This window comes from Kocuria kalidii (genome assembly GCF_044462225.1).
Classification (GTDB): Bacteria; Actinomycetota; Actinomycetes; order Actinomycetales; family Micrococcaceae; genus Kocuria; species Kocuria kalidii.
In genome coordinates this window covers 1-21,713 of sequence record NZ_JBISWJ010000048.1, presented here as the reverse complement: position 1 = coordinate 21,713, position 21,713 = coordinate 1, and the positions used below count along the sequence as shown (strand labels likewise).

At 74.2% G+C, this 21,713-nt stretch carries 20 protein-coding genes; 12 read left to right on the top strand and 8 right to left on the bottom strand.

Annotation, left to right across the window (positions count from 1 at the left end; all coding sequences use genetic code 11):
- Positions 1 to 549: a tryptophan-rich sensory protein gene (locus tag ACH9D3_RS07250; RefSeq protein WP_396410417.1), complete on the top strand. Its 549-nt coding sequence runs from the start codon at positions 1 to 3 to the stop codon at positions 547 to 549.
- 150 nt (positions 550 to 699) lie between these two features.
- Here ACH9D3_RS07250 and ACH9D3_RS07245 read toward each other — a convergent pair whose 3' ends face one another.
- Positions 700 to 2,385, bottom strand: a complete 1,686-nt coding sequence (locus ACH9D3_RS07245; RefSeq protein WP_396410416.1) for a S8 family serine peptidase — start codon at positions 2,383 to 2,385, stop codon at positions 700 to 702.
- Positions 2,386 to 2,570: 185 nt separating this feature from the next.
- The gene (locus ACH9D3_RS07240) at positions 2,571 to 2,993 is read right to left on the bottom strand and encodes a DoxX family protein (RefSeq protein WP_396410415.1); all 423 of its coding nucleotides are present in this window, start codon (positions 2,991 to 2,993) and stop codon (positions 2,571 to 2,573) included.
- A 116-nt stretch (positions 2,994 to 3,109) separates the two neighbouring features.
- On the opposite strand from ACH9D3_RS07240, the gene ACH9D3_RS07235 reads away from it, so the two are divergent.
- From ACH9D3_RS07235 to ACH9D3_RS07225, 3 genes are all read left to right on the top strand, one after another.
- Entirely contained in the window at positions 3,110 to 3,721 is a 612-nt protein-coding gene (locus ACH9D3_RS07235; RefSeq protein WP_396410414.1) for a malonic semialdehyde reductase, read from the top strand.
- 125 nt (positions 3,722 to 3,846) lie between these two features.
- Positions 3,847 to 5,019 (top strand): 3-oxoacyl-[acyl-carrier-protein] synthase III C-terminal domain-containing protein, encoded by a 1,173-nt coding sequence (locus tag ACH9D3_RS07230; protein ID WP_396410413.1) that lies wholly within the window; start codon positions 3,847 to 3,849, stop codon positions 5,017 to 5,019.
- A gap of 9 nt (positions 5,020 to 5,028) precedes the next feature.
- Entirely contained in the window at positions 5,029 to 6,255 is a 1,227-nt protein-coding gene (locus tag ACH9D3_RS07225) for an FAD-dependent oxidoreductase (RefSeq protein WP_396410412.1), read from the top strand.
- A 54-nt stretch (positions 6,256 to 6,309) separates the two neighbouring features.
- Here ACH9D3_RS07225 and ACH9D3_RS07220 read toward each other — a convergent pair whose 3' ends face one another.
- The 6 genes from ACH9D3_RS07220 to ACH9D3_RS07195 form a co-directional block, all read right to left on the bottom strand.
- Positions 6,310 to 7,380: a hypothetical protein gene (locus ACH9D3_RS07220; RefSeq protein ID WP_396410411.1), complete on the bottom strand. Its 1,071-nt coding sequence runs from the start codon at positions 7,378 to 7,380 to the stop codon at positions 6,310 to 6,312.
- A gap of 330 nt (positions 7,381 to 7,710) precedes the next feature.
- Positions 7,711 to 8,658, bottom strand: a complete 948-nt coding sequence (locus tag ACH9D3_RS07215) for a helix-turn-helix domain-containing protein (protein WP_396410410.1) — start codon at positions 8,656 to 8,658, stop codon at positions 7,711 to 7,713.
- 284 nt (positions 8,659 to 8,942) lie between these two features.
- Positions 8,943 to 9,497, bottom strand: a complete 555-nt coding sequence (locus tag ACH9D3_RS07210) for a hypothetical protein (RefSeq protein WP_396410409.1) — start codon at positions 9,495 to 9,497, stop codon at positions 8,943 to 8,945.
- 192 nt (positions 9,498 to 9,689) lie between these two features.
- On the bottom strand, positions 9,690 to 10,913 hold the full coding sequence (locus ACH9D3_RS07205; RefSeq protein ID WP_396410408.1) for an aminotransferase class I/II-fold pyridoxal phosphate-dependent enzyme: 1,224 nt from the start codon (positions 10,911 to 10,913) through the stop codon (positions 9,690 to 9,692).
- A complete protein-coding gene (gene speB / locus ACH9D3_RS07200; RefSeq protein WP_396410407.1) occupies positions 10,910 to 11,995 on the bottom strand; it encodes an agmatinase in 1,086 nt (361 codons plus the stop codon). Before speB ends, ACH9D3_RS07205 begins: the two co-directional genes overlap by 4 nt.
- Positions 11,996 to 12,060: 65 nt before the next feature.
- Positions 12,061 to 12,627: a helix-turn-helix domain-containing protein gene (locus ACH9D3_RS07195; RefSeq protein WP_396400874.1), complete on the bottom strand. Its 567-nt coding sequence runs from the start codon at positions 12,625 to 12,627 to the stop codon at positions 12,061 to 12,063.
- Positions 12,628 to 12,805: 178 nt separating this feature from the next.
- Between ACH9D3_RS07195 and ACH9D3_RS07190 the strand changes: the two genes are divergently transcribed.
- The 8 genes from ACH9D3_RS07190 (at position 12,806) to ACH9D3_RS07155 (ending at position 21,674) form a co-directional block, all read left to right on the top strand.
- Positions 12,806 to 14,275 (top strand): sodium:solute symporter, encoded by a 1,470-nt coding sequence (locus ACH9D3_RS07190; RefSeq protein ID WP_396400923.1) that lies wholly within the window; start codon positions 12,806 to 12,808, stop codon positions 14,273 to 14,275.
- A complete protein-coding gene (locus tag ACH9D3_RS07185) occupies positions 14,272 to 14,736 on the top strand; it encodes a nuclear transport factor 2 family protein (protein WP_396410406.1) in 465 nt (154 codons plus the stop codon). The genes ACH9D3_RS07190 and ACH9D3_RS07185 overlap by 4 nt, the downstream gene beginning before the upstream one ends.
- Complete coding sequence (locus tag ACH9D3_RS07180; protein ID WP_396410405.1) at positions 14,733 to 16,223, top strand: cytosine permease; 1,491 nt, start codon at positions 14,733 to 14,735, stop codon at positions 16,221 to 16,223. The genes ACH9D3_RS07185 and ACH9D3_RS07180 overlap by 4 nt, the downstream gene beginning before the upstream one ends.
- Complete coding sequence (locus tag ACH9D3_RS07175) at positions 16,210 to 16,866, top strand: cyclase family protein (protein ID WP_396410404.1); 657 nt, start codon at positions 16,210 to 16,212, stop codon at positions 16,864 to 16,866. The genes ACH9D3_RS07180 and ACH9D3_RS07175 overlap by 14 nt, the downstream gene beginning before the upstream one ends.
- Before the next feature lie 158 nt (positions 16,867 to 17,024).
- Entirely contained in the window at positions 17,025 to 18,443 is a 1,419-nt protein-coding gene (locus tag ACH9D3_RS07170; protein ID WP_396410403.1) for an NAD-dependent succinate-semialdehyde dehydrogenase, read from the top strand.
- Between the two features lie 72 nt (positions 18,444 to 18,515).
- Positions 18,516 to 20,099, top strand: coding sequence for a thiamine pyrophosphate-binding protein (locus tag ACH9D3_RS07165; protein WP_396400869.1), 1,584 nt, complete (start codon positions 18,516 to 18,518; stop codon positions 20,097 to 20,099).
- A gap of 160 nt (positions 20,100 to 20,259) precedes the next feature.
- Positions 20,260 to 20,832, top strand: a complete 573-nt coding sequence (locus ACH9D3_RS07160) for a hypothetical protein (protein ID WP_396410402.1) — start codon at positions 20,260 to 20,262, stop codon at positions 20,830 to 20,832.
- A 308-nt stretch (positions 20,833 to 21,140) separates the two neighbouring features.
- On the top strand, positions 21,141 to 21,674 hold the full coding sequence (locus ACH9D3_RS07155; protein WP_396410401.1) for a hypothetical protein: 534 nt from the start codon (positions 21,141 to 21,143) through the stop codon (positions 21,672 to 21,674).
- Positions 21,675 to 21,713: the final 39 nt, after the last annotated feature.

The window sequence follows — 21,713 nt, the reverse complement described above, 5'->3', positions numbered from 1 at the left end:
ATGTTCTGGACGAACCTGCTCACCACCACCGTGCAGACCGGGGCCGCCGCCGCCGCGGGCACCGCCGCCTCCACCGAGGCGGACGGCGTGTGGTACCGGCACCTGCGGAAGCCGGAGCTGCAGCCGCCGGCCGCGGTGTTCCCGGTCGTGTGGACCGTGCTCTACGTCGACATCGCGGTGACCTCGGCCGCCGTGCGCACCGAGCTGCAGCGACAGTCCCGCCCGGGCCTGCACCGCCGCGGCCCGCGGGTGCGGACGGTCCGGCGGCCGGGCCCCACCCCGTCCGAGGCGGCCCGGCGCGAGCGCGGCTACCGCCGGGCCCTCGCGCTGAACCTCGCCCTCAACGCGAGCTGGAGCTGGGTCTTCTTCACCAAGCACGACACCGCCCTGGCCACCGCCACGGCCGCCGCACTGACGGCCGGCTCCGCCGACCTCGCGCGCCGGGCGGCGCAGGCCCGCCCGCTGCACGGCGCCGCGCTGTTCCCCTACGTGGCATGGTGCGGCTTCGCGACGTACCTGAGCGCCCGCATCCACCGGCTCAACGCCTGAGCCTCCTGCCCGCTCCCCGCCCGGTCGACCGGCCCGCGCCGCCGTGTCCGCTCCGGGCCCCACGTCCGCGCGACGGCGGGGAACACCCGTGGACGACGACGGCGCCGCCCACCCCGGGAGGTGCGCGGCGCCGTGGGGCGGGCCGGGTGGTCAGCCGACGGAGGACAGGTCCCACCACTGGGCCGGCAGGACCTGGACCCAGCGGGCACCCACCCCGGCGTCCCAGACGATCCACCCGCTGGCGAACTCCTGGAAGCACGGGGTGCCGCCCAGGGCGCACAGCTCCCGGGAGCGCGGCTCACCGGTGGTCGCACCGATCTGCTGGTGTAGCACACCGATCCCGCCCCGGGTGCTGAAGGGCTCGCCGCCCTGCACCGCGATCAGCGCGGAGACCGGGTCCACCACGCCGGCGCCGCACCCGAGCGCGCACCCGCCGGGGGCCTGGCGCGCCGTGGAGGTCAGCGCGGCCCGGATCCCGTCCACGCCCAGCGCCGGGGAGACCTCGCGGAGCAGAGCCACGGCGCCGGAGACCGCCGGCGCCGCCATGGACGTGCCGTTGCGCTCGGTGTACGCGGGTGCCTCCGGGGCCCGGGTCCCGGCGTTGCCCGTCGAGAGGATCTGCGCGTAGGGGTCGCCGCCCGGGGCCGCGACCGTGACCGAGCCGTAGTTGGAGTAGGGGGTCAGCGCACCGGAGACGTCCGTCGCGGCGACCGAGATCACCCCGGCGCAGTTGGCCGGAGCGGACTGGGCGGCGTCCACGCCCTGGTTGCCCGCGGCCGCGACCACGGGGATCCCCCGCCCCAGGGCCTCGCTGATCGCCGACTGCAGCACCGCCGGGCACTCGCCCGGGACGCCGAGGCTGAGGTTGATGACCGTGGCGGGGTTCGGATTGGCGGCGGCACCGGGCACCGGGGCACCGCTGGCCCAGCGGACGCCCGCGGCGACGTCGGTGATGTACCCCTGGCTGCAGGCGCCCACGGCGCGCACCGGGAGGATCTTCGCCGCCGGGGCCACGCCGGAGACGCCCAGCCCGTTGTTCGCGGCGGCCGCGGCGATGCCGGCCGTGTGCGTGCCGTGCCAGCTCGAGTCGGGAGGCAGGGGGCTGCCGGGGCAGAGCGCGGCATCGGGGTAGTCGCCCATGTCGGTCGGGTCGGCGTCCCAGCCGTCGCCGTCCCGGCCGTTCTGGGGCGTGGAGACGAAGTCGTAGCCGGGCAGCACGTTCGCGTCCAGGTCGGGATGGGAGGTGATGCCGGTGTCGACCACGGCGATCGTCTGCCCGGCTCCCGTGGCCCGGTCCCAGGCGAGGGGCATGCCGAGGCCGGCCGGGTCGTCCCACAGGCTCCACTGCAGCCCCGCGTACGAGGGGTCGTTCGGCTCGGCGGCCGTGGTCGCCACCAGGTCCGGCTCCGCGTACTCCACGGCGGGGTCCTGCTCCAGGGCGGCGGTCAGCGCCTCGAGCTCGGCGCCGGCCAGCGTCCCGCCGGTGCGCACCACCTGGGCGCCGTCCGCGGTGACCGCGCTCTCCACCAGCCCGGTGTCCCCGGAGCGGTCGGCGGCCTGCGCGTACACGGCGTCACGGGAGCCCTCGGGCACGGCGCCGTCGCGGAACTTCACGACGAGGCTGTCCGTTCCCGGTGCCGGCACCGTCCCGGGAGCAGCGCCGGGGTCGGTCGAGGAGGTCGCCGGCTGCGGGGCCGGGGCCGGTGCGGCCTCGGTCGCCGCCGCGGCGGAACCCAGCGGAACGAGGGCGAGGGCTGCCGCCAGCGCGAGGCCGGCAGCGGTGCGGGGGGAGCGAGTGGTGCGGGTCGAGCGAGTGGTGCGGGGGGTGGGGCTCAAGAATTCCTCCGGCCGTCGGGGCGGGAGGCGGCACGGTGCGCACACCCCACCCCCCGATGGACTGGAGCGGACGCGATCCCCCTGCGAGAACGGAGCCCCCACTCCTGTGCTCAGCCCAGCGTAGGGAGGGTGTGCGTGTGTGACCGAATGCGAACCCTGGGACCCGGCCGCGGAGGACGGGCCGTTCAGCCCGCCCGGGCGATGCGCAGCGCCCCCGTGATCATGGGAATCTGCAGCGGCAGCCGCACGAGCGCCACGGCTCGCCGCGCGGGCGAGCCGTGGCGGGCGCGCCAGGCCATGGTGACGTTGCCCGGCCACACGCCCACGAAGAGGGCGGCCGCGGCCCAGCCCCCGGCGCGACGGGTGCCGGGGTACAGCAGCAACCCTCCGGCACCGAGCTCGGCGATCCCGGACCCCAGCGTCCAGGCACGGGGCGCGCCCGGCAGCGAACGGGGGATCAGCCCGTCGAAGAGGGCGGGCCGCACGAGGTGGAGCACACCCATGCCGCACAGGGCCGAGCCCATGCGCAGGGCGCTCGACGCCGCGGGGCGGGGACGGACGCCGGGGACGGACGCGCGCAACAGGGGCTGCTGACGGTGAGCGGGCATGATGTCAGGGTACCCACCGGGCCGGAACGGACGGCACGGCCGTCCCCCGGCATAGAACGGGACGTCCCTTTGTTGATGTGTACATCAAAGTTGTCCCGAACCCGAAAGGACTCCCCATGGCCGCCGACGCCCTGCTGGACCAGCTCACCCTCGACGCCCACGCCGCCGACCTCCTCTTCCGCGAGGCCCGCACGGCCTCCGAGTTCCTCGACGAGCCCGTGGCCGACGAACAGCTGCGCGCGGTCTTCGAGCTCGCCCGGATGGGACCCACCGCCATGAACACCCAGCCGCTGCGCGTCACCTGGATCCGGTCCGCGGACGCCAGGGGGCGCCTGCTCCCCCACATGGCCGAGGGCAACCGGGCGAAGACCGCCGCCGCGCCCGTCGTCGCCGTGCTCAGCTACGACGTCGACTGGCACGAGCAGCTGCCGGCCGTCAACCCGCGCGGGGCGGCGAAGCAGCAGGCCTTCGCGGAGGACGAGGAGCTGCGCGCCCGGTGGGGCCGGGACAACGCCCACCTGCAGGCCGGGTACTTCCTGCTGGCCGTGCGCGCCGTGGGCCTCGCGGCGGGCCCCATGGGCGGGTTCGACCCCGCCGGCGTGGACGCCGAGTTCCACACCGGGACCGCGCACCGCTCTCTGCTGGTCGTGAACATCGGCGTCCCCGCCGCCCCGCGCCACGACCGGCTGCCGCGGCTGGAGTTCGACGCCGCGACCAGCACCGTCTGAGACGGCCCCGGCGTGGCACCGTCCCCGTGGAACACCGCCCCGGGCGGACCCGCCGCGCGCGGGACCGCCCGGGCCCCGCGCGCCCTCCGTGGCACCTGTCGGTCTCAGGACGGATACTGGACGGGATGACGACCGCACTCCTGTCCCTCGGCACGGCCCTCCCGCCGCACGTGCTCGAGCAGACCGACGCCCAGAGCCTCTACCAGGGCCAGCCCGGCACCGACCGGCTCAACGCCCGGCTCCTGCGCACGGTCTTCGGCGCCTCCGGGGTGGAGCGGCGGCACACGGTGCTGTCCGAGCTCGTCGACGAGGACGACCGTCCCGGCTCGCCGTACATCACCCCGGACGGCCGGTTCCTGGAGCCCCTCACCGGCGTCCGGAACCGCACCTACGTGGACCGGGCCCCCGCGCTCTTCGCCGAGGCGGCGCGGGACGCCCTCGCGCGCTGCCCCGGGATCGACCCCGCGTCCGTCACCGACGTGGTGACCGTCTCCTGCACCGGCTTCTTCGCGCCCGGCCCCGACTACCAGCTGGTCCGGGACCTCGGCCTCAACCCGGCCACCCGGCGTGCGCACATCGGTTTCATGGGCTGCCACGGCGGACTCATCGGCCTCCGCCAGGCCGCGGCCATCGCCGAGGCGGACCCGGACGCCGTCGTCCTGCTCGTGGCCGTGGAGCTGTGCACGCTGCACCTGCGCCCGGCCCGGGACCCCGACGCCATCCGGGGAGCCGCCCTCTTCGCCGACGGCGCCGCGGCGGCCGTGGTCAGTGCACGGACACCGGACGGCGTCACCCCGCTGCTGGAGCTCGACCGGTTCCGCACCCTCGTGATCCCCGACGGCGAGCAGGCCATGGCCTGGACCATCGGCGACGCGGGGTTCGAGATGATCCTCGGCGCCGCCGTGCCCCAGGTGCTCGAGGACAACATCCACACCGCCCTGGCGGCCCTCCTGGACGGACCGGAGGGGGCCGTGGACCGCGGCAGCATCACCGACTGGGCCCTCCACCCGGGCGGCCGGGGCATCCTCGACAAGCTCGAGGGGACCCTGGGACTCCCGCCGGAGGCGCTGCGGGAGTCCCGCGACGTGCTCGCCACCCGCGGCAACATGAGCAGCGTGACCGTCCTGCACGTCCTGCGCCAGGTGATCGACGGGGCCCCGGCCGACGAGACCCGCACCGTCTGCGCCCTGGCGTTCGGGCCGGGCCTGACCGTAGAGTCGGCGCTGTTCACGATCCCCGCCCGGGTCGCGGCACCCGCCGCGGAGCTGGATCCCGTCGCGGCCGTCACGTTCCGCTAGGAGGTTCCCGTGGACCACGATGTCGTCGTCGTCGGCGCCGGTCTCGCAGGCCTGCAGTGCGCCCGCCTGCTCGAGCAGCACGGACTGGACGTGCTGGTCCTGGAGGCCTCCGACGAGGTCGGGGGACGCATCCGCACCGACCTCGTCGAGGGCTTCCGGTGCGACCGCGGGTTCCAGGTCCTCAACCCCGCCTACACCGAGCTGCGCCGCAGCGTGGACGTCGCGGCCCTGGAGCTCCAGAAGTTCGACGCCGCGGCCGGGGTGCGGCGCGCCGAGGGGATCGACGTCCTCGCCGACCCCCGGCGCGTCCCCTCCCGGCTGGCGGGAACCCTGCGGAGCCCGCTCGTGGAGCTGCGCAGGGTGCCCGCCCTCGCGGCCTGGCTCGCCCCGGGCCTGGACCCCCGCACCGAGCGGCAGGAGGAGCAGGACCGGCCCTGGCACGAGACGCTCGACGCCGCCGGGGTGCGGGGACCGCTGCGGGACCTGGTGCTCGAGCCCTTCCTGGCCGGCGTGATCCTCGAGGACGAGGGCCGCACCTCGGCCGCCTTCGTGCGCGAGCTCGTCGGCTGGTTCCTGCTCGGCACGCCGGGCCTGCCGGCCGGGGGCATGGGCGCGCTGCCGGCCTGGATCCACGACGGGCTGCGCGCCCCGGCGGTCCTGAACACGCGCGTGGACTCGCTCGAGCGCACCGGCAGCGGGTGGACCGTCGGGGCCGGTGACACCTCCTGGCGGGCGTCCGCCGTGATCGTGGCCACCGAGGGCCCTGCGGCGGCACGGCTCCTGGACCTGCCGGACACCCCCATGAAGGGCGAGGCGACCTGGTGGTTCGCCGCAGGGTCCGCCCCCTCGGAGCTCGGGTGCCTCGTCCTGCCGGGCGAGTCGGACGGCCCGCTCATCGACACGGCCGTGGTCAGCAACGCCGCCCCCAGCTACGCCCCGGACGGCCGTGCGCTGATCCAGGCCACGTCCCTGCTGCCCCGCGGTGCCGAGCTGCCGGCCGAGGCCGACGTCCGCCGGCAGCTCGGCACGATCTGGTCCGCCGACGCCTCGGCCTGGGACCTGCTGATCGTGCACGAGGTGCGCCAGGCGCTGCCCGAGCAGCCGCCCGGGCTCGTGGCCGACCGGCCGGCCGCACTCGGCGGCGGCCTGTACGTGTGCGGGGACCACCGCACCGACGGCTCGAGCCAGGGCGCACTGCGCTCCGGGCGCCGGGCCGCGGAGGCCCTGCTGGCCTGAGCCCCGCCGGCTGCCGGCCCCGGCCGGGAAGCCGGCCGGCCGTCGGCACGGACCTCAGTCGTCGTAGGTGTCGGCGAGCTGGCGGCGCTGGTGCTCGCGCCGGCTGTAGGTGGCCTCGCGGATGGCCTCGTCGCTGTCGAAGTTCGAGCCCAGGGCGCCGGCGAGAGTGCCCAGGGACGAGGCCAGCCAGGACAGCTGCACGTAGTCGAGGACGCTGACGGGGCGGCCCAGCTGGGTCTGGAGGTACCCGGCCTCGATCACCGCCAGCCCCACGAGGAAGAGCACGGACCACAGGATCACGTACATCAGGGCCACGCTCAACCACACCGTGATGACGGTGGAGGCGTTGTCCGCCACGGCCCGCCAGGGCGCGTCGGCGTCCCGGGGGCGGCTCCAGAGGCTGTTGTGGAAGATCAGCCACCCGCTGAGCGCACCGGTGACCACCACGCTGATCAGGGCCAGCCGGGGCGCGGGCAGCGCGTCGGCCATGTTCCAGATGGAGGTGTAGAAGATGCCGAAGGCGCCGGTGGCGGCGGCGGCGGCCACGCTGCTGGCCAGGGCCGGCAGCAGACGCCCGGGGCGGTTGCTCAGGACCATGCCGATCAGCAGCCGCACCCGGTTGATCCGCCCGGGCAGCAGGATGTAGGAGGAGTCCCCCTCCGGGGTCACGCGGCGCACCGCCGTCCGGCCCAGTGCCTGGTGCACCGCCTCCGGCTCGAGGTAGGTCTCGGTGCCGTCCCAGATCGAACGCAGGAGAGCGACCAGCAGTCGGCAGATCTTGCGCGCGAAGCGGCCGGCACCCAGGCCCGGCAGCGAGATCATCGCCGCCGCGGAGGCCGAACTGACCTCGCACAGCAACGGGTCCCCGTCGTAGGAGCGCGGCAGGTCCGTCAGGTACACCACGTAGTCCCATCCGTGCTCGTCGCGCAGCCGGTCGGCGTGGTCCAGCAGCGGGATCTCCCCGTCGGCCGTCAGGGGCAGGGTCTCCTGATTGACCTCCACCTCCCAGGTGACGTCCGGGCCGGAGTGCTCCGACAGCGTTCGGGGCAGTTCCTCGGCCACGCTGTGGGCCACCTTGTCCGGCAGACCCGGGTCGGCCATCAGTCCTACGGTCAGCGTCTGCACGCCTGCCTCCTCCCCCCGGAACGCGGGGTGTCTCGTCGGTGCTCCACGCGCTCCGGCGACAGGAGCCCGGGCCTCCCGGGCCGCTCCGGGCCGTTCCCCCACGGGCCCGGCACCTCGAACGGCCGGGCACACGCGGTGTCGTCGCAGCGGGGCCGTCTCCGGGCAACAGATGCGCGTCCTCAGCACGAGCATAGTCATCAGGCCGCTGATGATTGAGCGCGGACCCGCCCGGCCCCGCTGCTCCTGGGCCACACCCGGCAGGTCCCCGGCGGCGGGCGGAGCGCGACGGCGGGCGGAGCGGGACGACTGGTCCGGCGGCGTGCCGGGACGTCAGGTGTCGAGGGTCCGGCGCGGGGCCACCCCGTAGGTGGCACGGTATGCGGCGGCGAAGCGGCCCGGATGGGCGAAGCCCCACCGGGCCGCGACGGCCGCCACGGTGTCCCCGGCGGTGGGGTCGCCGGCCACCAGGTCTGCGTGCGCACCGGCCAGCCGCACCCGCCGCAGGTACGCCGCGGGCGTCAGGCCCAGGGGGTGGTGGGCGCGGAAGGCCCGCACGAGGGCGGCGGTGGTGGTGTTCGCGGCCCGGGCGGCGTCCTCGACGGTGACGGGCCGCTGGGCGTTGTCGTCGAAGTACGCCACGGCGCTGCGGTAGCGGCGGCCCTGGGCGGCCATCGACAGCGAGCGCAGTTCACGGTCCCAGCTCAGCGGGAAGCACTCGAGCATGCCCACCGCCAGGCGGCGGGTGAGATCCGCGCGCACCACGGGCTCCTCGAAGGCCTCGGAGGCCGAGGTCTCGGCGGCCCACCGCGCCAGTCCGGACCAGTAGTGCGCCAGGGCCGGGCCGGCCGGCCGGGAGGAGGCGAACGCCACCGGAGTGCCCTCGATGCCGTAGACCGTGTCGGCGATCTCCTGCAGGACGCCTGCGGTGAGGTAGACGTTGGTGGCTTCCAGGGGTCCGGCCACGACCAGGGCCGGGTGGCCGGGGCGGAACAGCACCGGGCCCCCCAGCCCGGACCCCTGCTCGTCGGAGGTCGACCAGTCGTAGCAGGCCCCGCGCACCTCGACCACCCCGAAGACCTCGGTGTCACCCCACGTGGAGAACGGTCCGCCCATCGCCAGGCGGGCCACGGTCAGGCTCTCGTCCCCGTCCCGGGTCTCCCGGTAGGAGAAACTGGGTCCGGCCGGGTCGAAGGAGAACCGCACGCCGAGCTGCGCGAACAGGTCTGTCACAGCCTCCGGCTCGCGCACCGTGTCCTCGTGGTGGAATCGCGGGCTCATCCGCGCTCTCCCTGTCGGTGTCCCTGCTCGTTGCGCCGTCGCTCGCGCACCCGGGAGGGATCAGCGGCAGCGGTCCCGGCCTCCGCCGGGGACGCCCCGTGACCACGCCGGGACAGGATGGTGCCACCAGTCTAGGCCCGCCGCTCCGGCCGTCCCAGTGCCTGGGTGCCGCCCGACGTCGTCGAGGATGCCGGCGATCCGCGCGCCGGCCGCACGACGCACCAGCGCCCGCGGAGCGCGGGCCTGCCGAGATGCCGGTCGTCCGTCGACGTCGTCCTCGCGGCTCACCGCCGCGTCCACCGACGGTGGTGGAGGATGAGCAGCCGCGCGTAGCCGTCCGTGAGCCGGTCGACGAGGTCGACCTTCAGGTGCTCGTCCGCGGAGATCCTGCGCACCGTGTGCAGGGAGATCCCGTCGAACTCCACGGGACGGGGCAGGCCGGTCCGCTCGTCGGGCGGCGCCACCTCGAGCCGCCACGCATCCAGGTCCTGCTGCGGAGTGGCGGCGTGGGGCCGCTCGCGCGCCCACAGCCGACCGTCCGTGCCGACGACCACGCCGCGGACGACGTGCCACCCGTGACCGCACGTGACCCCGGAGAACGCCCGGCCGACCAGGGGATAGGACCTGGCGCCCCGGGGGACGTGCACGAGCCTGGTGGGCTTCAGGCCCTCGGTGCGCAGCAGCTCACTCGCCTCGACCGCGACCTTCCGCACGTGCTCCAGGGCGCGGTCCAGAGCGACGTCCCGGGGCTCGCGATCGCGCCGGGCCCGACCGGTCGGCTCCTGCTCGCCGGCCTCCCGGGCGGCAGCCCGGACCCGCCGTTCGTCCTCGATCCCCATGGTGGCCGCTCCCCTCGTCGGCCACGATTGTATGGGTGCCGGCTCGCTCGGGAGGAGATCCCGGCCGGGCGGCCGGCGGACGTCCCGGCCGGCGCCACCGGGTCCGGGTCGGCGGTCGGCGCCGAGGGCCGCGACCACGTCCGGCGCGAGGCGTCGCAGCCCACGGGCCGGGAGGGGCCGGGCCGCCGCGGCTCAGCCGCGCAGCATCTCTCCCACCCGCCGGACCCCCTCGGTGATGTCCTCCTCCGAGGCCGCGGAGTAGGCCAGCCGCAGGCCCGTGGAGGCGCGCCCGTCGGCGTAGCAGGCGCCGCCGGGCACGAGCACCACGCCGTGCTCGATGGACCGCCGGAGCAGGTCCCCGTGCTCGGCGGCCGGGTCGAGGTCCAGCCACGTGAAGAAGCCGCCGGCCGGACGCGTCCAGCGCACGCCCTCCGGCATGGAGGTCGCGAGGGCCGCCATCATCGCGGCGCAGCGGGAGCGGTAGCGCTCCACCGCACGGTCCAGGGCCGGCCGCCAGTGCGCGCTGCCCACGTACTCCGCGGCGAGCTCCTGGCCGAGCACGGAGGGGTGGATGGTCACGGCCTCGGCCGCGATCTGCAGCCGGGCCCGCACCGCCGGCACCGCCGCGATCCAGCCCACCCGCAGGCCGGGCGAGAAGATCTTGGAGAAGCTGCCCAGGTGGATCACGGTGCCCGGGTCCAGCGAGTACAGGGACGGGAGCCGGTGGGCGCGGTCGAAGCCGAGCAGCGCGTACGGGTCGTCCTCGAGGATGAGCACGCCGCGCTCGGCGCAGACCTCCACGAGCCGGCGGCGCCGTTCCTCGGTGGTCGTCACGCCCGTGGGATTGGAGAAGTTCGGCACGGTGTAGACGAACTTCACGCGACGCCCGGCGGCCCGCAGCCCGTCGATCCGCCCGGCGACCGCCTCGGGGTCCAGCCCGTCGCGGTCGACGTCCACGTGCGCGACCTCGACCTCGTAGCTGCCGAACACCCCGAGCGCTCCCACGTAGGTGGGCCCCTCGGCGACGACCACGTCCCCCGGGTCGCAGAACAGCTTGGTCACGAGGTCGAGACCCGCCTGGGACCCGGCGGTGACCTGGATCGAGTCGGGGGTGGCGTCCGCGCCCTGCTGGCGCATGAGCTCGACGATCAGCCCGGGCAGGCGTCCGATGCCGGCCCCCGACCCGTACTGCAGGACCTCCGGCCCGCGCTCGGCGAGGATCCTCGCCGTCATCGCGGCCACGACGTCGTGCGGGAGCACGCCCAGGTCCGGATTGCCGCCGGCCAGCGAGATCATCCCGGGGCGCATCGCGATCTCGAACACGGCCCGGACCGGGGAGGGCCGGAACTCCTCGGAGCGGTGCGCATACAGCGCGGCGTGCTCCGGCCGGGGGGTCACGGTCGCCCGCCCGGTCACGGCCGCTCCCCCGCGGGACCCTCCGCGGTGTCCTCCGCTGGGTCCTGCGCAGGGCCCCCGTAGACGTGCCGGGCCAGACCGTACGCCGGACCGTCCGGGGCCGCGCCGGGGCCCAGGGCGAGGAGGCTGATGAGCTCGTAGGCCACGTGCGCGGCGGCCACCCCGGTGATCTCGGCGTGGTCGTAGGCCGGCGCCACCTCGACGACGTCGCAGCCGACCACGTGCGTCCCGCGCAGCCCGCGCAGGATCTCGAGCACCTCCCGGCTGGTCATGCCGCCGGCCTCGGGGGTTCCCGTGCCGGGGGCGTGGGCCGGGTCCAGGACGTCGATGTCCAGCGAGACGTAGAGCGGGCGGTCGCCGACGCGCTCCCGAAGGTGCGCGACGACGGCGTCCACCCCCAGCCGCATGACGTCGGCGGAGGAGACGATGCCGAAGCCGAAGCGGGCGTCGTCGTCGAGGTCCTCGGTGCCGTAGAGCGGTCCGCGGGTGCCGACGTGGCACACGGCGTCCGTGTCCAGCAGGCCCTCCTCGAACGCGCGGCGGAAAGGGGTCCCGTGCGTGTACTCGGCGCCGAAGTAGGTGTCCCAGGTGTCCAGGTGGGCGTCGAAGTGCAGCAGCGCGACCCGGCCGTGGCGCGCGTGGGCGGCGCGCAGCAGCGGCAGGGCGATGGTGTGGTCGCCGCCGATCGCCACGAGCCGGGTGTCCTCCCCCATGAGCTCCTTGGCCTGGGCCTCGATGGAGGCGATCGCCTCGGGGATGTCGAAGGGGTTGGCCACGATGTCCCCGGCGTCGGCGACCTGCGCCCCGGCGAACGGGGAGACGTTCTGCGCGGGGTTGTAGGGGCGCAGCAGGCGCGAGGACTCCCGGACGTGGTTGGCCCCGAACCGGGCGCCGGGCCGGTAGGAGACGCCGGCGTCGAACGGCACGCCCACCACGGCGATGTCCGTGTGCTCGACCTCGTCCGTGCGCGGCAGGCGGGCGAACGTGCCCAGTCCGGCCCAGCGCGGGGTGAGCGCCGCGTTGACGGGTCCCACCACGGGGGTGCCGTCCGGGGTGGTGCCGGTGATGCGTTCGGGGTTCATGGTGTGCGGTCCTCTCGGGGGACGGTGGACGAGGTGGTGGACGAGGTGGTGGACGGGCAGGGGGCTCAGGAGCCGAGGATCCACAGGAGCACGGCCTCCTCGGTGCCCGGGTTCTCCCAGGTGTGCGGCTCGGAGCCGGGGAACGTCACGGTGTCCCCGGCCTCCAGGTCGTAGGTGCGGTCCGGGACGTGCAGCCGGAACCGGCCGCTGATCAGGTGCAGCACCTCGGTCTCGCAGTCCATGCTGTACATCGCGTCCTCGCCGCGGCCGCCGGCCGAGACGCGGGCCCGGATGACCTGCACCGTGCGCTGGGCCGACGGCGTGACGAGCTGCTCCTCGATGCCCTTGCCGCCGAGGTCGATGTGCGGGGCGTCCGCGAGCCGGACCAGCTCGACGTCGGCGGGCCCGGCGAACAGCTCGCCCACGTCGATCCGCAGCACCTGGCACATCCGCACCAGGGAGTCCACGGACGGTGAGGTGATGTCCCGCTCGACCCGGCTGACGAACCCCTTGGTGAGGCCCGCGGCGGAGGCGAGCTGATCGATGGTCATGTGGTTGCGCCGCCGGTGGTTGCGCAGCCTCGGCCCCACGGCGGCGCTGTGGCCGGAGCTCTCGATGGGCAGTGCTTTCACGACGGCGCCTCCTCATCCCGAACGAGTTCACCTGCCCGTCACGACCCGGACCCGTTCCCAAAACATGATCTGCATCATACTATGGTCAACAACTTTTGTTTCCTGTCGAGCAACTCCGTTCCGCGGATGCTCCCGATCGACCTGCGAGTGCCCGCGCTCCGAGGAAGAAGTGACAACCATGAACGTGCTGATCATCGTGCTCTACCTGGTCGCCATGGTGGCGGTCGGGCTCTGGGCCAGCCGCCGGGCCCACGACGCCGAGGACTACCGGGTGGCGGGCCGCCGCCTGGGGCCGGGCTTCTACACGGGCACCATGGCGGCCGTGGTCCTCGGCGGCGCCTCCACCGTGGGCGGGGTGGGTCTCGGCTACACCTACGGCATCTCCGGGATGTGGCTGGTCGTGGCGATCGCCGCCGGCCTGGCCGCGCTGAGCCTGTTCTTCGCCGGCCGCATCCAGTCCCTCAAGGTGTTCACCGTCTCCCAGATGCTGCAGCTGCGCTACGGCGAGCGCGGCGGGGCCAAGGCGTCGTCGTTCGTGATGCTGGCCTACACCGTGATGCTCTCGGTGACGTCCACCTCCGCGTACGCCGCGATCTTCTCCGTCCTGTTCCCGCTCGACCGGGCCTGGGCGATCCTGCTCGGCGGCGTGGTGGTCGTGGGGTACTCCGTGCTCGGCGGGATGTGGTCGATCACGCTCACCGACATGATGCAGTTCGTGTTCATGACGGTCGGCATGTTCCTGATCCTGCTGCCGTTCTCCCTCTCCGCAGCCGGCGGCTGGGGCGGCCTCGAGGACCGGCTCGACGCCACGTTCTTCACCTGGGACGGCATGGGCACGCAGGCGATCATCACCCAGTTCGTGGTCTACGGGTTCGGCATGCTGATCGGCCAGGACATCTGGCAGCGCGTCTTCACCGCGCGCTCCCCCGAGGTCGCCCGCTGGGGCGGGCTCGTCTCCGCGACCTACGTGGCGCTCTACGGCGTGGCCGGGGCCGTCATCGGGATGACGGCCGCCGCCGTGGCGCCGGACCTCGCCTCCCCGGACGACGCGTTCGCCACGATGGCCCAGCAGTACGTCCCGGCCGGGCTCGGCGGGATCGTGCTCGCAGCCGGCGTCGCGGCCATGATGTCCACGGCCTCGGGGGCGCTCATCGCCTCGGCCACGGTCGCCCGGGTCGACGTCGTGCCGACCCTGAAGTCCCTCCTCTCCCGGCACGCCGCTCCCGCCCCCGAGGGCACCGCCGAGGCGCTGCGCGGGGACCGGATCTACGTGCTCGTCTTCGGGGTGGTGATCACCGTGATCTCGATCTTCGTCTCGGACACCGTCACCGCCCTGACCATCGCGTACGACATCCTGGTGGGCGGCCTGCTCGTCGCGATCCTCGGCGGGCTCCTGTGGCGCCGCGGCACGAGCCTCGGTGCGGCCCTGTCCATGCTCGTCGGGTCCGTGGTGACCGTGGCGTCCATGGCCGTGTTCGGCGTGCTGGCCAACGCCCCCATCTACCTGGGGCTGGCGAGCTCGGCGCTGGTCTTCGTGGTCGTCTCGCTGCTGACCCGCCGCACGCACGCCGGGGTGCTGCAGCACTGGGACGAGCGCCTCGCGGGCTCCGGCCCGGCCGGCGCCGACCGCACGGAGGCCCGCCCGTGACCGGGGCACCCCGGACCCGCGGACCGGGCGCGACCCGGGAGCGGACGTCCTCCCCGCTGACCCGCGAGGAGGTGGAACGGGCCGCCGCCGCCCTGGTCGCGGCGTTCGCCGCCACCGACACACGGGCCTACTTCGACGCCTTCGCCCCCGACGCCGACTTCGTCTTCCACACCGAACCCGACCGCCTGCCGGACCGTGACAGCTACGAGCGGCTCTGGCGGGGATGGCTCGCCGACGGCTGGCGCGTGCTGTCCTGCGAGAGCAGCGGCGCGGTCGTGCACCTGTGCGGGGAGGCCGCGGTGTTCGTCCACGACGTCCGCACCACGACCGAGACCGACGGCGTGACCGGGACGACGGCCGAGCGCGAGACCATCGTCTTCCACCGGACCGCGGACGGGTCCGTCACCGCCGTCCACGAACACCTCTCCCCCGTCCCGACGACCGCTGAGGCAAGCACATGACGAGCACATCCCGCACCGCCGACGGGCGCAGGTCCGCCTGGACCCGCCTGTCGGACCACCTCGACGAGAACTCCGAGGGCTACGGCCCGCTGCGGGGCACGCTGGGGGCCGGCCGGATCGGGATGATCTGGCTCGCCGCGAACCTGGTGGTGACCACGCTCCTGACCGGGACGCTGTTCGTGCCCGGGGTGTCCTGGACCACGGCCCTGGGCATGATCGTCCTGGGCACGCTGATCGGCGGGACCGTGCTGGTGCTCGTGGGGAACATGGGCACCCGCACCGGCCTCGCCACAATGTCCCTGACCAAGGGCTCCTTCGGCCTGCGCGGCTCCTTCCTGCCGGTGGCCGCGAACGTGGTCATCCTCATGGGCTGGAGCTGGGTGCAGGCCATGCTCGCCGGTGTCACCGTGAACTTCCTGGTGGCGCAGGCGACCGGCTTCTCGAACCCGGTGCTGTTCTCGGTCCTGTGCCAGACGCTGGTCGTGGCGCTGGCCGTCCTCGGCCACGAGGGCATCGCCCGGATCGAGCCGTGGCTGGCGGTGGTGATCCTGGGGATCATGGCGTGGATCTTCACGGTGGCGTTCACCTCCTACCCGGTGGCCGACTTCGCCGCGCTGCCCGCGGACCCCGGCGCGGGCTGGTCCTCCATCGCGGTGCTCGACGTGGTGATCGCCACGGCCATCTCCTGGACCGTGCTCTCCGCGGAGTTCAACCGCCTCGCCCGGACCCAGCCCGCGGGGATGATCGGCTCCGGCACGGGGTACGTGCTGTCCACCGTCGCGGCCATGAGCCTCGGGGCGACCGCCATCGCCTACGTGGTGCTCGACGGCGGGGAGGCGGTCGGCTTCGACCCGACGGTGCTCGTCGCCGCCTTCGGTGCGCCCCTGGCCGTGGTGGTCTTCCTGTCGGTCATGGCCACCAACACCATGGTCGTCTACGGCATGGTGTCCTCGGTGGTGAACCTCACCCCCTCGCGGAGACTCCGGTTCCTCCCCACGGCCCTGGCACTGGGGGCCGTGTCGATCCTCGGGTCGACCTGGCTGGGCCTGCTGGACCAGTTCACCAGCTTCCTGGTCCTGATCGGTTCGCTGTTCATCCCGGTGTTCGCGATCATGCTGGTCGACTACTACGTGGTCAAGCGCGGCTCCTACGGGGCGGACATCCTGCGCGGGCGCGGTGGCCGGTACTGGTACCGGGGCGGGGTCAACCCCGCCGCCGTGGTGGTGTGGACCGTCGGCGCGGCCTCCTCGCTCGTGCTCACCTACGTGCTGCCGAGCCCCGTCGGCGCGACCATTCCCACGTTCGTGGTCTCCGCGGCGCTGTACCTGGGCTGGGCCCTCGCGGCCCGGCGGATCGTGCCGGGACGCCCGGCGCAGCACCACCTCGCCGACGCGCCGGCGGAGACCGACGGGACGGTGCGGTCCGCGCCCCACGGCGGGCTCGGCGAGGTCGACGAGCCCGAGGAGGCCGCCGATGCGCCTCGTTGACCTGAGCCACTCCGTGGAGGCCGGCATGCAGGTCTTCCCGGGGGACCCGCCCGTGGACTCCCGGCTCGCGGCGTCCTTCCCGCTGGACGGCTTCCAGGTGACCGAGCTGCACCTGGGCACGCACAGCGGGACGCACCTGGACGCCCCGCTGCACACGGTGGAGGGAGGGCCGCCCGTGGACGAGCTCGACCTCTCCCGCCTGGTGGGACCGGCGCGCATCGTGCACGTCCCGGACCTCGGGGACCACGACGTGATCCGCTGGGCGCACGTCCGGGCGCAGCTGGAGGACGTCGGTGCCGGCACGATCGTGCTGTTCCGCACCGACTGGTCCCGGCACTTCGGCACGCCGCGCTATCTGGCGCACCCGGTGCTGCACGCGGAGATCGCCCAGCGCCTGCTCGAGTCGGGAGTGCGCGTGCTCGGCGTGGACACCCTCAACCCGGACCGCACCCCGGACGCCTCCTCGACCGGCCCGCTCGAGCTGCCGGTGCACGCGGCGGTCCTGGGGGCCGGCGGGGTGATCATCGAGAACCTGACGAACCTGCACGCCGTCACCTGGCGGGACCCGGTGCTGAGCGCCCTCCCGCTGCGGCTGAGCGGCCTGGACGGCTCGCCGGTGCGGGCGGTGGCGATGCAGCTGTGAGCCCCCTCCGCCGTTCCCGGCACGGGCGGCCGGGGCGTCCCGTGCCGCCCGTGCCCGGTCGTCCCGCACACCCATGTCCCCCGGCCCGGCGGCGCCGTCGCCGGCAGCCGACCCCTCTGAAGACGACATCCGATCCCCTGAAGTGGAGAGAACCCGCCATGACCGCTGATGCCCCCGCCGCCTCGTCCGCCTACCGGTCCGTCAACCCGGCCACCGGCCAGGTGCTGGCCGAGCACCCCACGGCCACGGACGCCCAGGTCCGGGACGCCCTCGCCGGCGCCGACGCCGCCTTCCGCGCGTGGCGGGCCGTGCCGATCGAGGAGCGGGCCGCCGCCGCCGCCCGCGTCGGGGCGCTGTTCGCCGAGCGGGCCGAGGAGCTGGCCGCGATCATCACCGAGGAGATGGGCAAGCCGATCTCCGAGGCACGGGAGGAGGCCGAGTTCTGCGCCGAGATCTTCGGCTACTTCGCCGAGCAGGGCCCGGCCCTGGCCGCCGACCAGCCGATCTCCACGTCCGGCGGCGGCCGGGCGGTCATCCAGAAGCGCCCCGTGGGGGTGCTGCTGGGGATCATGCCGTGGAACTTCCCCTACTACCAGGTGGCCCGCTTCGCCGCCCCCAACCTGGTGCTGGGCAACACGATCGTGCTCAAGCACGCCGAGAGCTGCCCCCGCTCCGCCCTCGCGCTGCAGCAGCTCATGGACGATGCCGGGGTGCCGGCCAGCGCCTACGTCAACCTCTTCGCCGACCACGGCCAGATCGCGGAGATCATCGCCGACCCCCGGGTCCAGGGCGTGTCGCTGACCGGGTCCGAGCGGGCCGGGGCGAAGGTCGCCGAGCTCGCCGGGCGGAACCTGAAGAAGGTCGTGCTGGAACTGGGCGGCTCCGACCCCTACGTGGTGCTGGACGCCGCCGACGTGCAGGAGTCCGCCCGCGCGGCCTTCGCCACCCGCATGGCCAACACCGGCCAGTCGTGCAACTCCAACAAGCGGATGATCGTCATGGACGACATCCACGACGAGTTCGTGGCCGAGCTGACCCGGCAGGCCTCGGCGCTGACCCCGGGCGACCCCGCCGACGACGCCCCCGGGACCTTCGCGCCCCTCTCCTCCCGGGCCGCGGCCGAGGACCTGGCGAGCCGGATCCGGGACGCCGTGGACGCCGGCGCCACCCTGCACGCCGGCGGACGGGTGCTCGAGGGCCCGGGCGCGTACCTGGAGCCGACCGTGCTCACCGGGATCACCCCGGACATGGCCGCCCACCACGAGGAGCTCTTCGGCCCCGTGGCCGTGGTCTACAGGGTGACCGGGGACGAGGAGGCCCTCGCCCTGGCCAACGACACGCCCTACGGGCTGGGCGGGGCGGTCTTCAGCACGGACCCGGACCGGGCGCGCCGGCTCGCCGAGGGCCTCGACGCCGGCATGGCCAACGTCAACGCGCCCGAGGCCGAGGGCGCGGAGATGCCCTTCGGCGGGGTCAAGCGCTCCGGCTACGGGCGGGAGTTGGGACCGCTGGGGATGGACGAGTTCGTCAACAAGCGCCTGCTCTACGTCAAGGACGGACCCGCCGGCACGGACTGACCCGCCGACGCGCCCGCAGCACGACATCCCGCCCGACCCGCCCACGCCGCCCCACTTCTTGGAGGACCACTCATGACCGCCCGCAGGACCACCGCCCGTGCCGTGCTGGAGACGCTCCGGGGCTACGGCGTCGACACCGTCTTCGGCATCCCCGGGACCCACTCGCTCGAGTTCTACCGTCCGCTGCGCGAGCTGGGCATCCGTGCCGTGACCCCGCGCCACGAGCAGGGCGCCGCCTACGGCGCCGACGGGTGGAGCCAGGTCTCCGGGCTGCCGGGGGTCGTCATCACCACGTCCGGTCCGGGTCTGCTCAACTCGCTGTCCGGGGCGGCCACGGCCTACGCCGAGTCCCGCCCGATGATCATCCTGTCCCCCGGACGGCCCGTGGGCCACGACTTCCGGGACATCGGCTCGCTGCACGAGACGAAGAACCCTTCCGCGGCCGTGGACGCGATCGTCGGCCGCAGCCGCCGGGTCACCGGCGGGGCCGAGGCCGTGACCATGATCCACGACGCCTTCCGGGACTTCGCCCACTCCCGGCCCCGGCCGGTGCACATCGAGATCCCGCTGGACGTGCTGGAGGCGGAGCTCGACTACACGGACCGGCAGGTCGCGCCGCGCCGGCTCGGCGCCCCGCAGCCGGCGCCCGTCGACGACGTGCAGCGCGCGGCCGAGATCCTGCGCGCCGCCGAGCGCCCCGTCATCCTGGCCGGCGGCGGCTCGCTGGCCGCGGGCGCGCGGCTGCTCGACCTGGCCGAGCTGCTCGAGGCGCCGGTGATCACCACGACCAACGGCAAGGGCGCGATCCCCGAGCGGCACCGGCTGTCCCTGGGCGCCGACCTGCGGCTGTCCACCGCGCACGAGTTCCTGCGCTCCGCCGACGCCCTGCTGGTGATCGGCTCGAAGGTGGGCGAGGCCGAGCTCTGGGGCGGGGACATCACGCCCCGGGGGCCGATCCTGCGCGTGGACATCGAGCGCGACCAGATGCTGTGCAACCTCGACCCCGATATCGAGCTGCCCGGTCACTCCGCGGCCGTGGTCCCCCAGCTCGTCGAGGCGGTCGGACCGCTCGCCCCGCGCGCCCCGCGCGACCTCACCGAGGTCTTCGCCCGGCTCGACGACGAGGGCCGCCGCACCGCGCCCGAGCTCGCGGCGCTCAACGAGACCATCATGTCCGTGGTGCCGGAGGACACGATCATCGGCGGCGACTCCTCCCAGGTCACCTATCTGGGGTCCACCACGTTCTTCCGCGCACAGCTCCCGCACTCCCTGCTGTACATGGGGACCTACGCGACCCTGGGCTACGGCCTGCCCGCCTCGATCGGGGCGAAGCTCGCCGCCCCCCACCGGCCCGTGCTCTGCCTCGTGGGCGACGGCGCCCTGATGTTCTCGATCCAGGAGCTGATGACCGCCGTGGAGCTCGGCGTGGACCTGCCGATCGTGTGCGTGGACAACGGCGGCTACGGGGAGATCCGGCAGAACATGACCGACCGGGACATCGACCCGCTCGCCGTGGACCTGCGGCAGCCGGACTGGCCGGCGCTGGCGGAGGCCTTCGGCGCGGTCGGCCTCGTGGCCACGCAGGAGAACCTCGCCGAGAAGGTCGTCGAGGCGCTCGCGGTCCAGGGACCGAGCCTCGTGCACCTGCGGCTCTGACCCGCGCGTGGTCACGGTGGGGTCACGACTCCCCGGGAGTCGACGCAGGATGCGCCGTTCTCCTTGCGCCCCGATCAACAGCTGACTTACGGTCGTGAGGCACGTCACCGCCGCCACACCCGCACGACCCGCGCCAGGAACCGACCTTCAGGAGGACTCCATGAGGACGTCAGATCGTCGCAGCACCCGCATGATGGCCGTCGGCGTACTCACCGTCGCGGGTCTCGGACTCGCGGCGTGCGGCCCGCAGGGGCCCGCCCCGGAGGACCCCCTGGCCGACGAGTCGGTCGAGGAGCCCGTCCAGGAGCCTCTCGACGATCCCCCGGCGGAGGATCCCACAGCGGTGGAGCCCACCGACGAGGGGTCCGCTGCGGGGGGACCCACCGCAGGCACCGTCTACGTCGGCCCGTACGACCAGGCCTTCATCGACGACCTCGGGACCTACGCGGCCCAGGAGGTCACCGTCACGGGCGCCGTGGAGGAGACCCTCACCCCGGACGCCTTCACCGTCGGGGCCGACGTGGACCCGCTGCTGGTCATCGAGACCCAGGAGAGCATCCCGCCCGTCGACGTCGGCCAGGAGGTGGAGGTCACCGGCACGGTCGAGGAGATCTTCGAGATCGTCGCCGTGGAGGAGGAGTTCGGGATCGACCTCGACGACGAGCTGTTCGTCGCCTACGAGAGCCGGCCGTACCTCGTGGCCTCGTCCGGGCGGATCGTCGACCCCGGGTAGCCGGAGCAGCCCCGGCACCGGCCGGTCGGGGACGGCGTCGTGGACGGGGACCCCGAGGACCACGACGGCGAGCCCCGGCCGCACGCCGTCGCCACCGCCGTCGCCGTCCCCGTCACCCAGGAGGGGCAGGACCCGGCAGTCCTCGTCACAGGAGGGTCACGGGGGTCCCGGAAAGGCCGCAGAGTTCCGGATCTCTCCTTGTCGGGCCGAAGTCGGCGTGCCTACGCTCGACATGCACGCAGCCGGACCCGGTGCTGCGCCGTCGATGCGCCGGACCGGTGACCATGGCCAACACCAGGAGGCGCATCATGAGAACGCGTGAACAGCACACCACCCGCAGGGCCGCCGTGGGCCTGCTCGCCGCCGCAGGACTGGCGCTCACCGGCTGCGGGGCCGACGAGGCGGACACGGGCACCGAGGTGGAGGACATCACCGAGGGCGAGGTCATCGAGAGCTCTCCCCCCGCAGCGGACGTGCCCCCGGCAGCCCCCGGGACCCCGTACGGCGGCGCCTACAACCGCCAGTTCTACGACGACCGGCTCGTCTACGAGGGGCAGGACGTCTCGCTCACCGGTGAGGTCGAGGAGGTCGTCTCCCCCTCGGCCCTGACGATCGGCGACCCCGACGACCTCACCCTCGATCCCCTGCTCGTGGTCCACGACCTCGACGTGCCCGACCTCGAGGAGGGCCAGACGATCGAGGTGGTCGGCGTGGTCCAGGAGGGCTTCGAGGTCACCGCCGCGGCGGAGGAGGTCGGGGTCGAGCTCGATGACGCGCTCTTCGAGGACCACGTGGGCGACCCCTGGCTGCACGCCACCGAGGCCACCGTCACCGAGGAGTAGGAGCGGGACTCCTCGCGGCCGAGCGGGGCCGTGTCCTGC

Bases quoted from the DNA above. Each gene is read 5' to 3' on its own strand.
- ACH9D3_RS07210 (WP_396410409.1), bottom strand. From the start codon at position 9,497: ATGGGGATCGAGGACGAACGGCGGGTCCGGGCTGCCGCCCGGGAGGCC.
- ACH9D3_RS07180 (WP_396410405.1), top strand. From the start codon at position 14,733: ATGACGAGCACATCCCGCACCGCCGACGGGCGCAGGTCCGCCTGGACC.
- ACH9D3_RS07165 (WP_396400869.1), top strand. From the start codon at position 18,516: ATGACCGCCCGCAGGACCACCGCCCGTGCCGTGCTGGAGACGCTCCGG.
- speB (WP_396410407.1), bottom strand. From the start codon at position 11,995: ATGAACCCCGAACGCATCACCGGCACCACCCCGGACGGCACCCCCGTG.
- ACH9D3_RS07190 (WP_396400923.1), top strand. From the start codon at position 12,806: ATGAACGTGCTGATCATCGTGCTCTACCTGGTCGCCATGGTGGCGGTC.
- ACH9D3_RS07230 (WP_396410413.1), top strand. From the start codon at position 3,847: ATGACGACCGCACTCCTGTCCCTCGGCACGGCCCTCCCGCCGCACGTG.
- ACH9D3_RS07215 (WP_396410410.1), bottom strand. From the start codon at position 8,658: ATGAGCCCGCGATTCCACCACGAGGACACGGTGCGCGAGCCGGAGGCT.
- ACH9D3_RS07250 (WP_396410417.1), top strand. From the start codon at position 1: ATGTTCTGGACGAACCTGCTCACCACCACCGTGCAGACCGGGGCCGCC.
- ACH9D3_RS07240 (WP_396410415.1), bottom strand. From the start codon at position 2,993: ATGCCCGCTCACCGTCAGCAGCCCCTGTTGCGCGCGTCCGTCCCCGGC.
- ACH9D3_RS07155 (WP_396410401.1), top strand. From the start codon at position 21,141: ATGAGAACGCGTGAACAGCACACCACCCGCAGGGCCGCCGTGGGCCTG.
- ACH9D3_RS07235 (WP_396410414.1), top strand. From the start codon at position 3,110: ATGGCCGCCGACGCCCTGCTGGACCAGCTCACCCTCGACGCCCACGCC.
- ACH9D3_RS07160 (WP_396410402.1), top strand. From the start codon at position 20,260: ATGAGGACGTCAGATCGTCGCAGCACCCGCATGATGGCCGTCGGCGTA.
- ACH9D3_RS07175 (WP_396410404.1), top strand. From the start codon at position 16,210: ATGCGCCTCGTTGACCTGAGCCACTCCGTGGAGGCCGGCATGCAGGTC.
- ACH9D3_RS07170 (WP_396410403.1), top strand. From the start codon at position 17,025: ATGACCGCTGATGCCCCCGCCGCCTCGTCCGCCTACCGGTCCGTCAAC.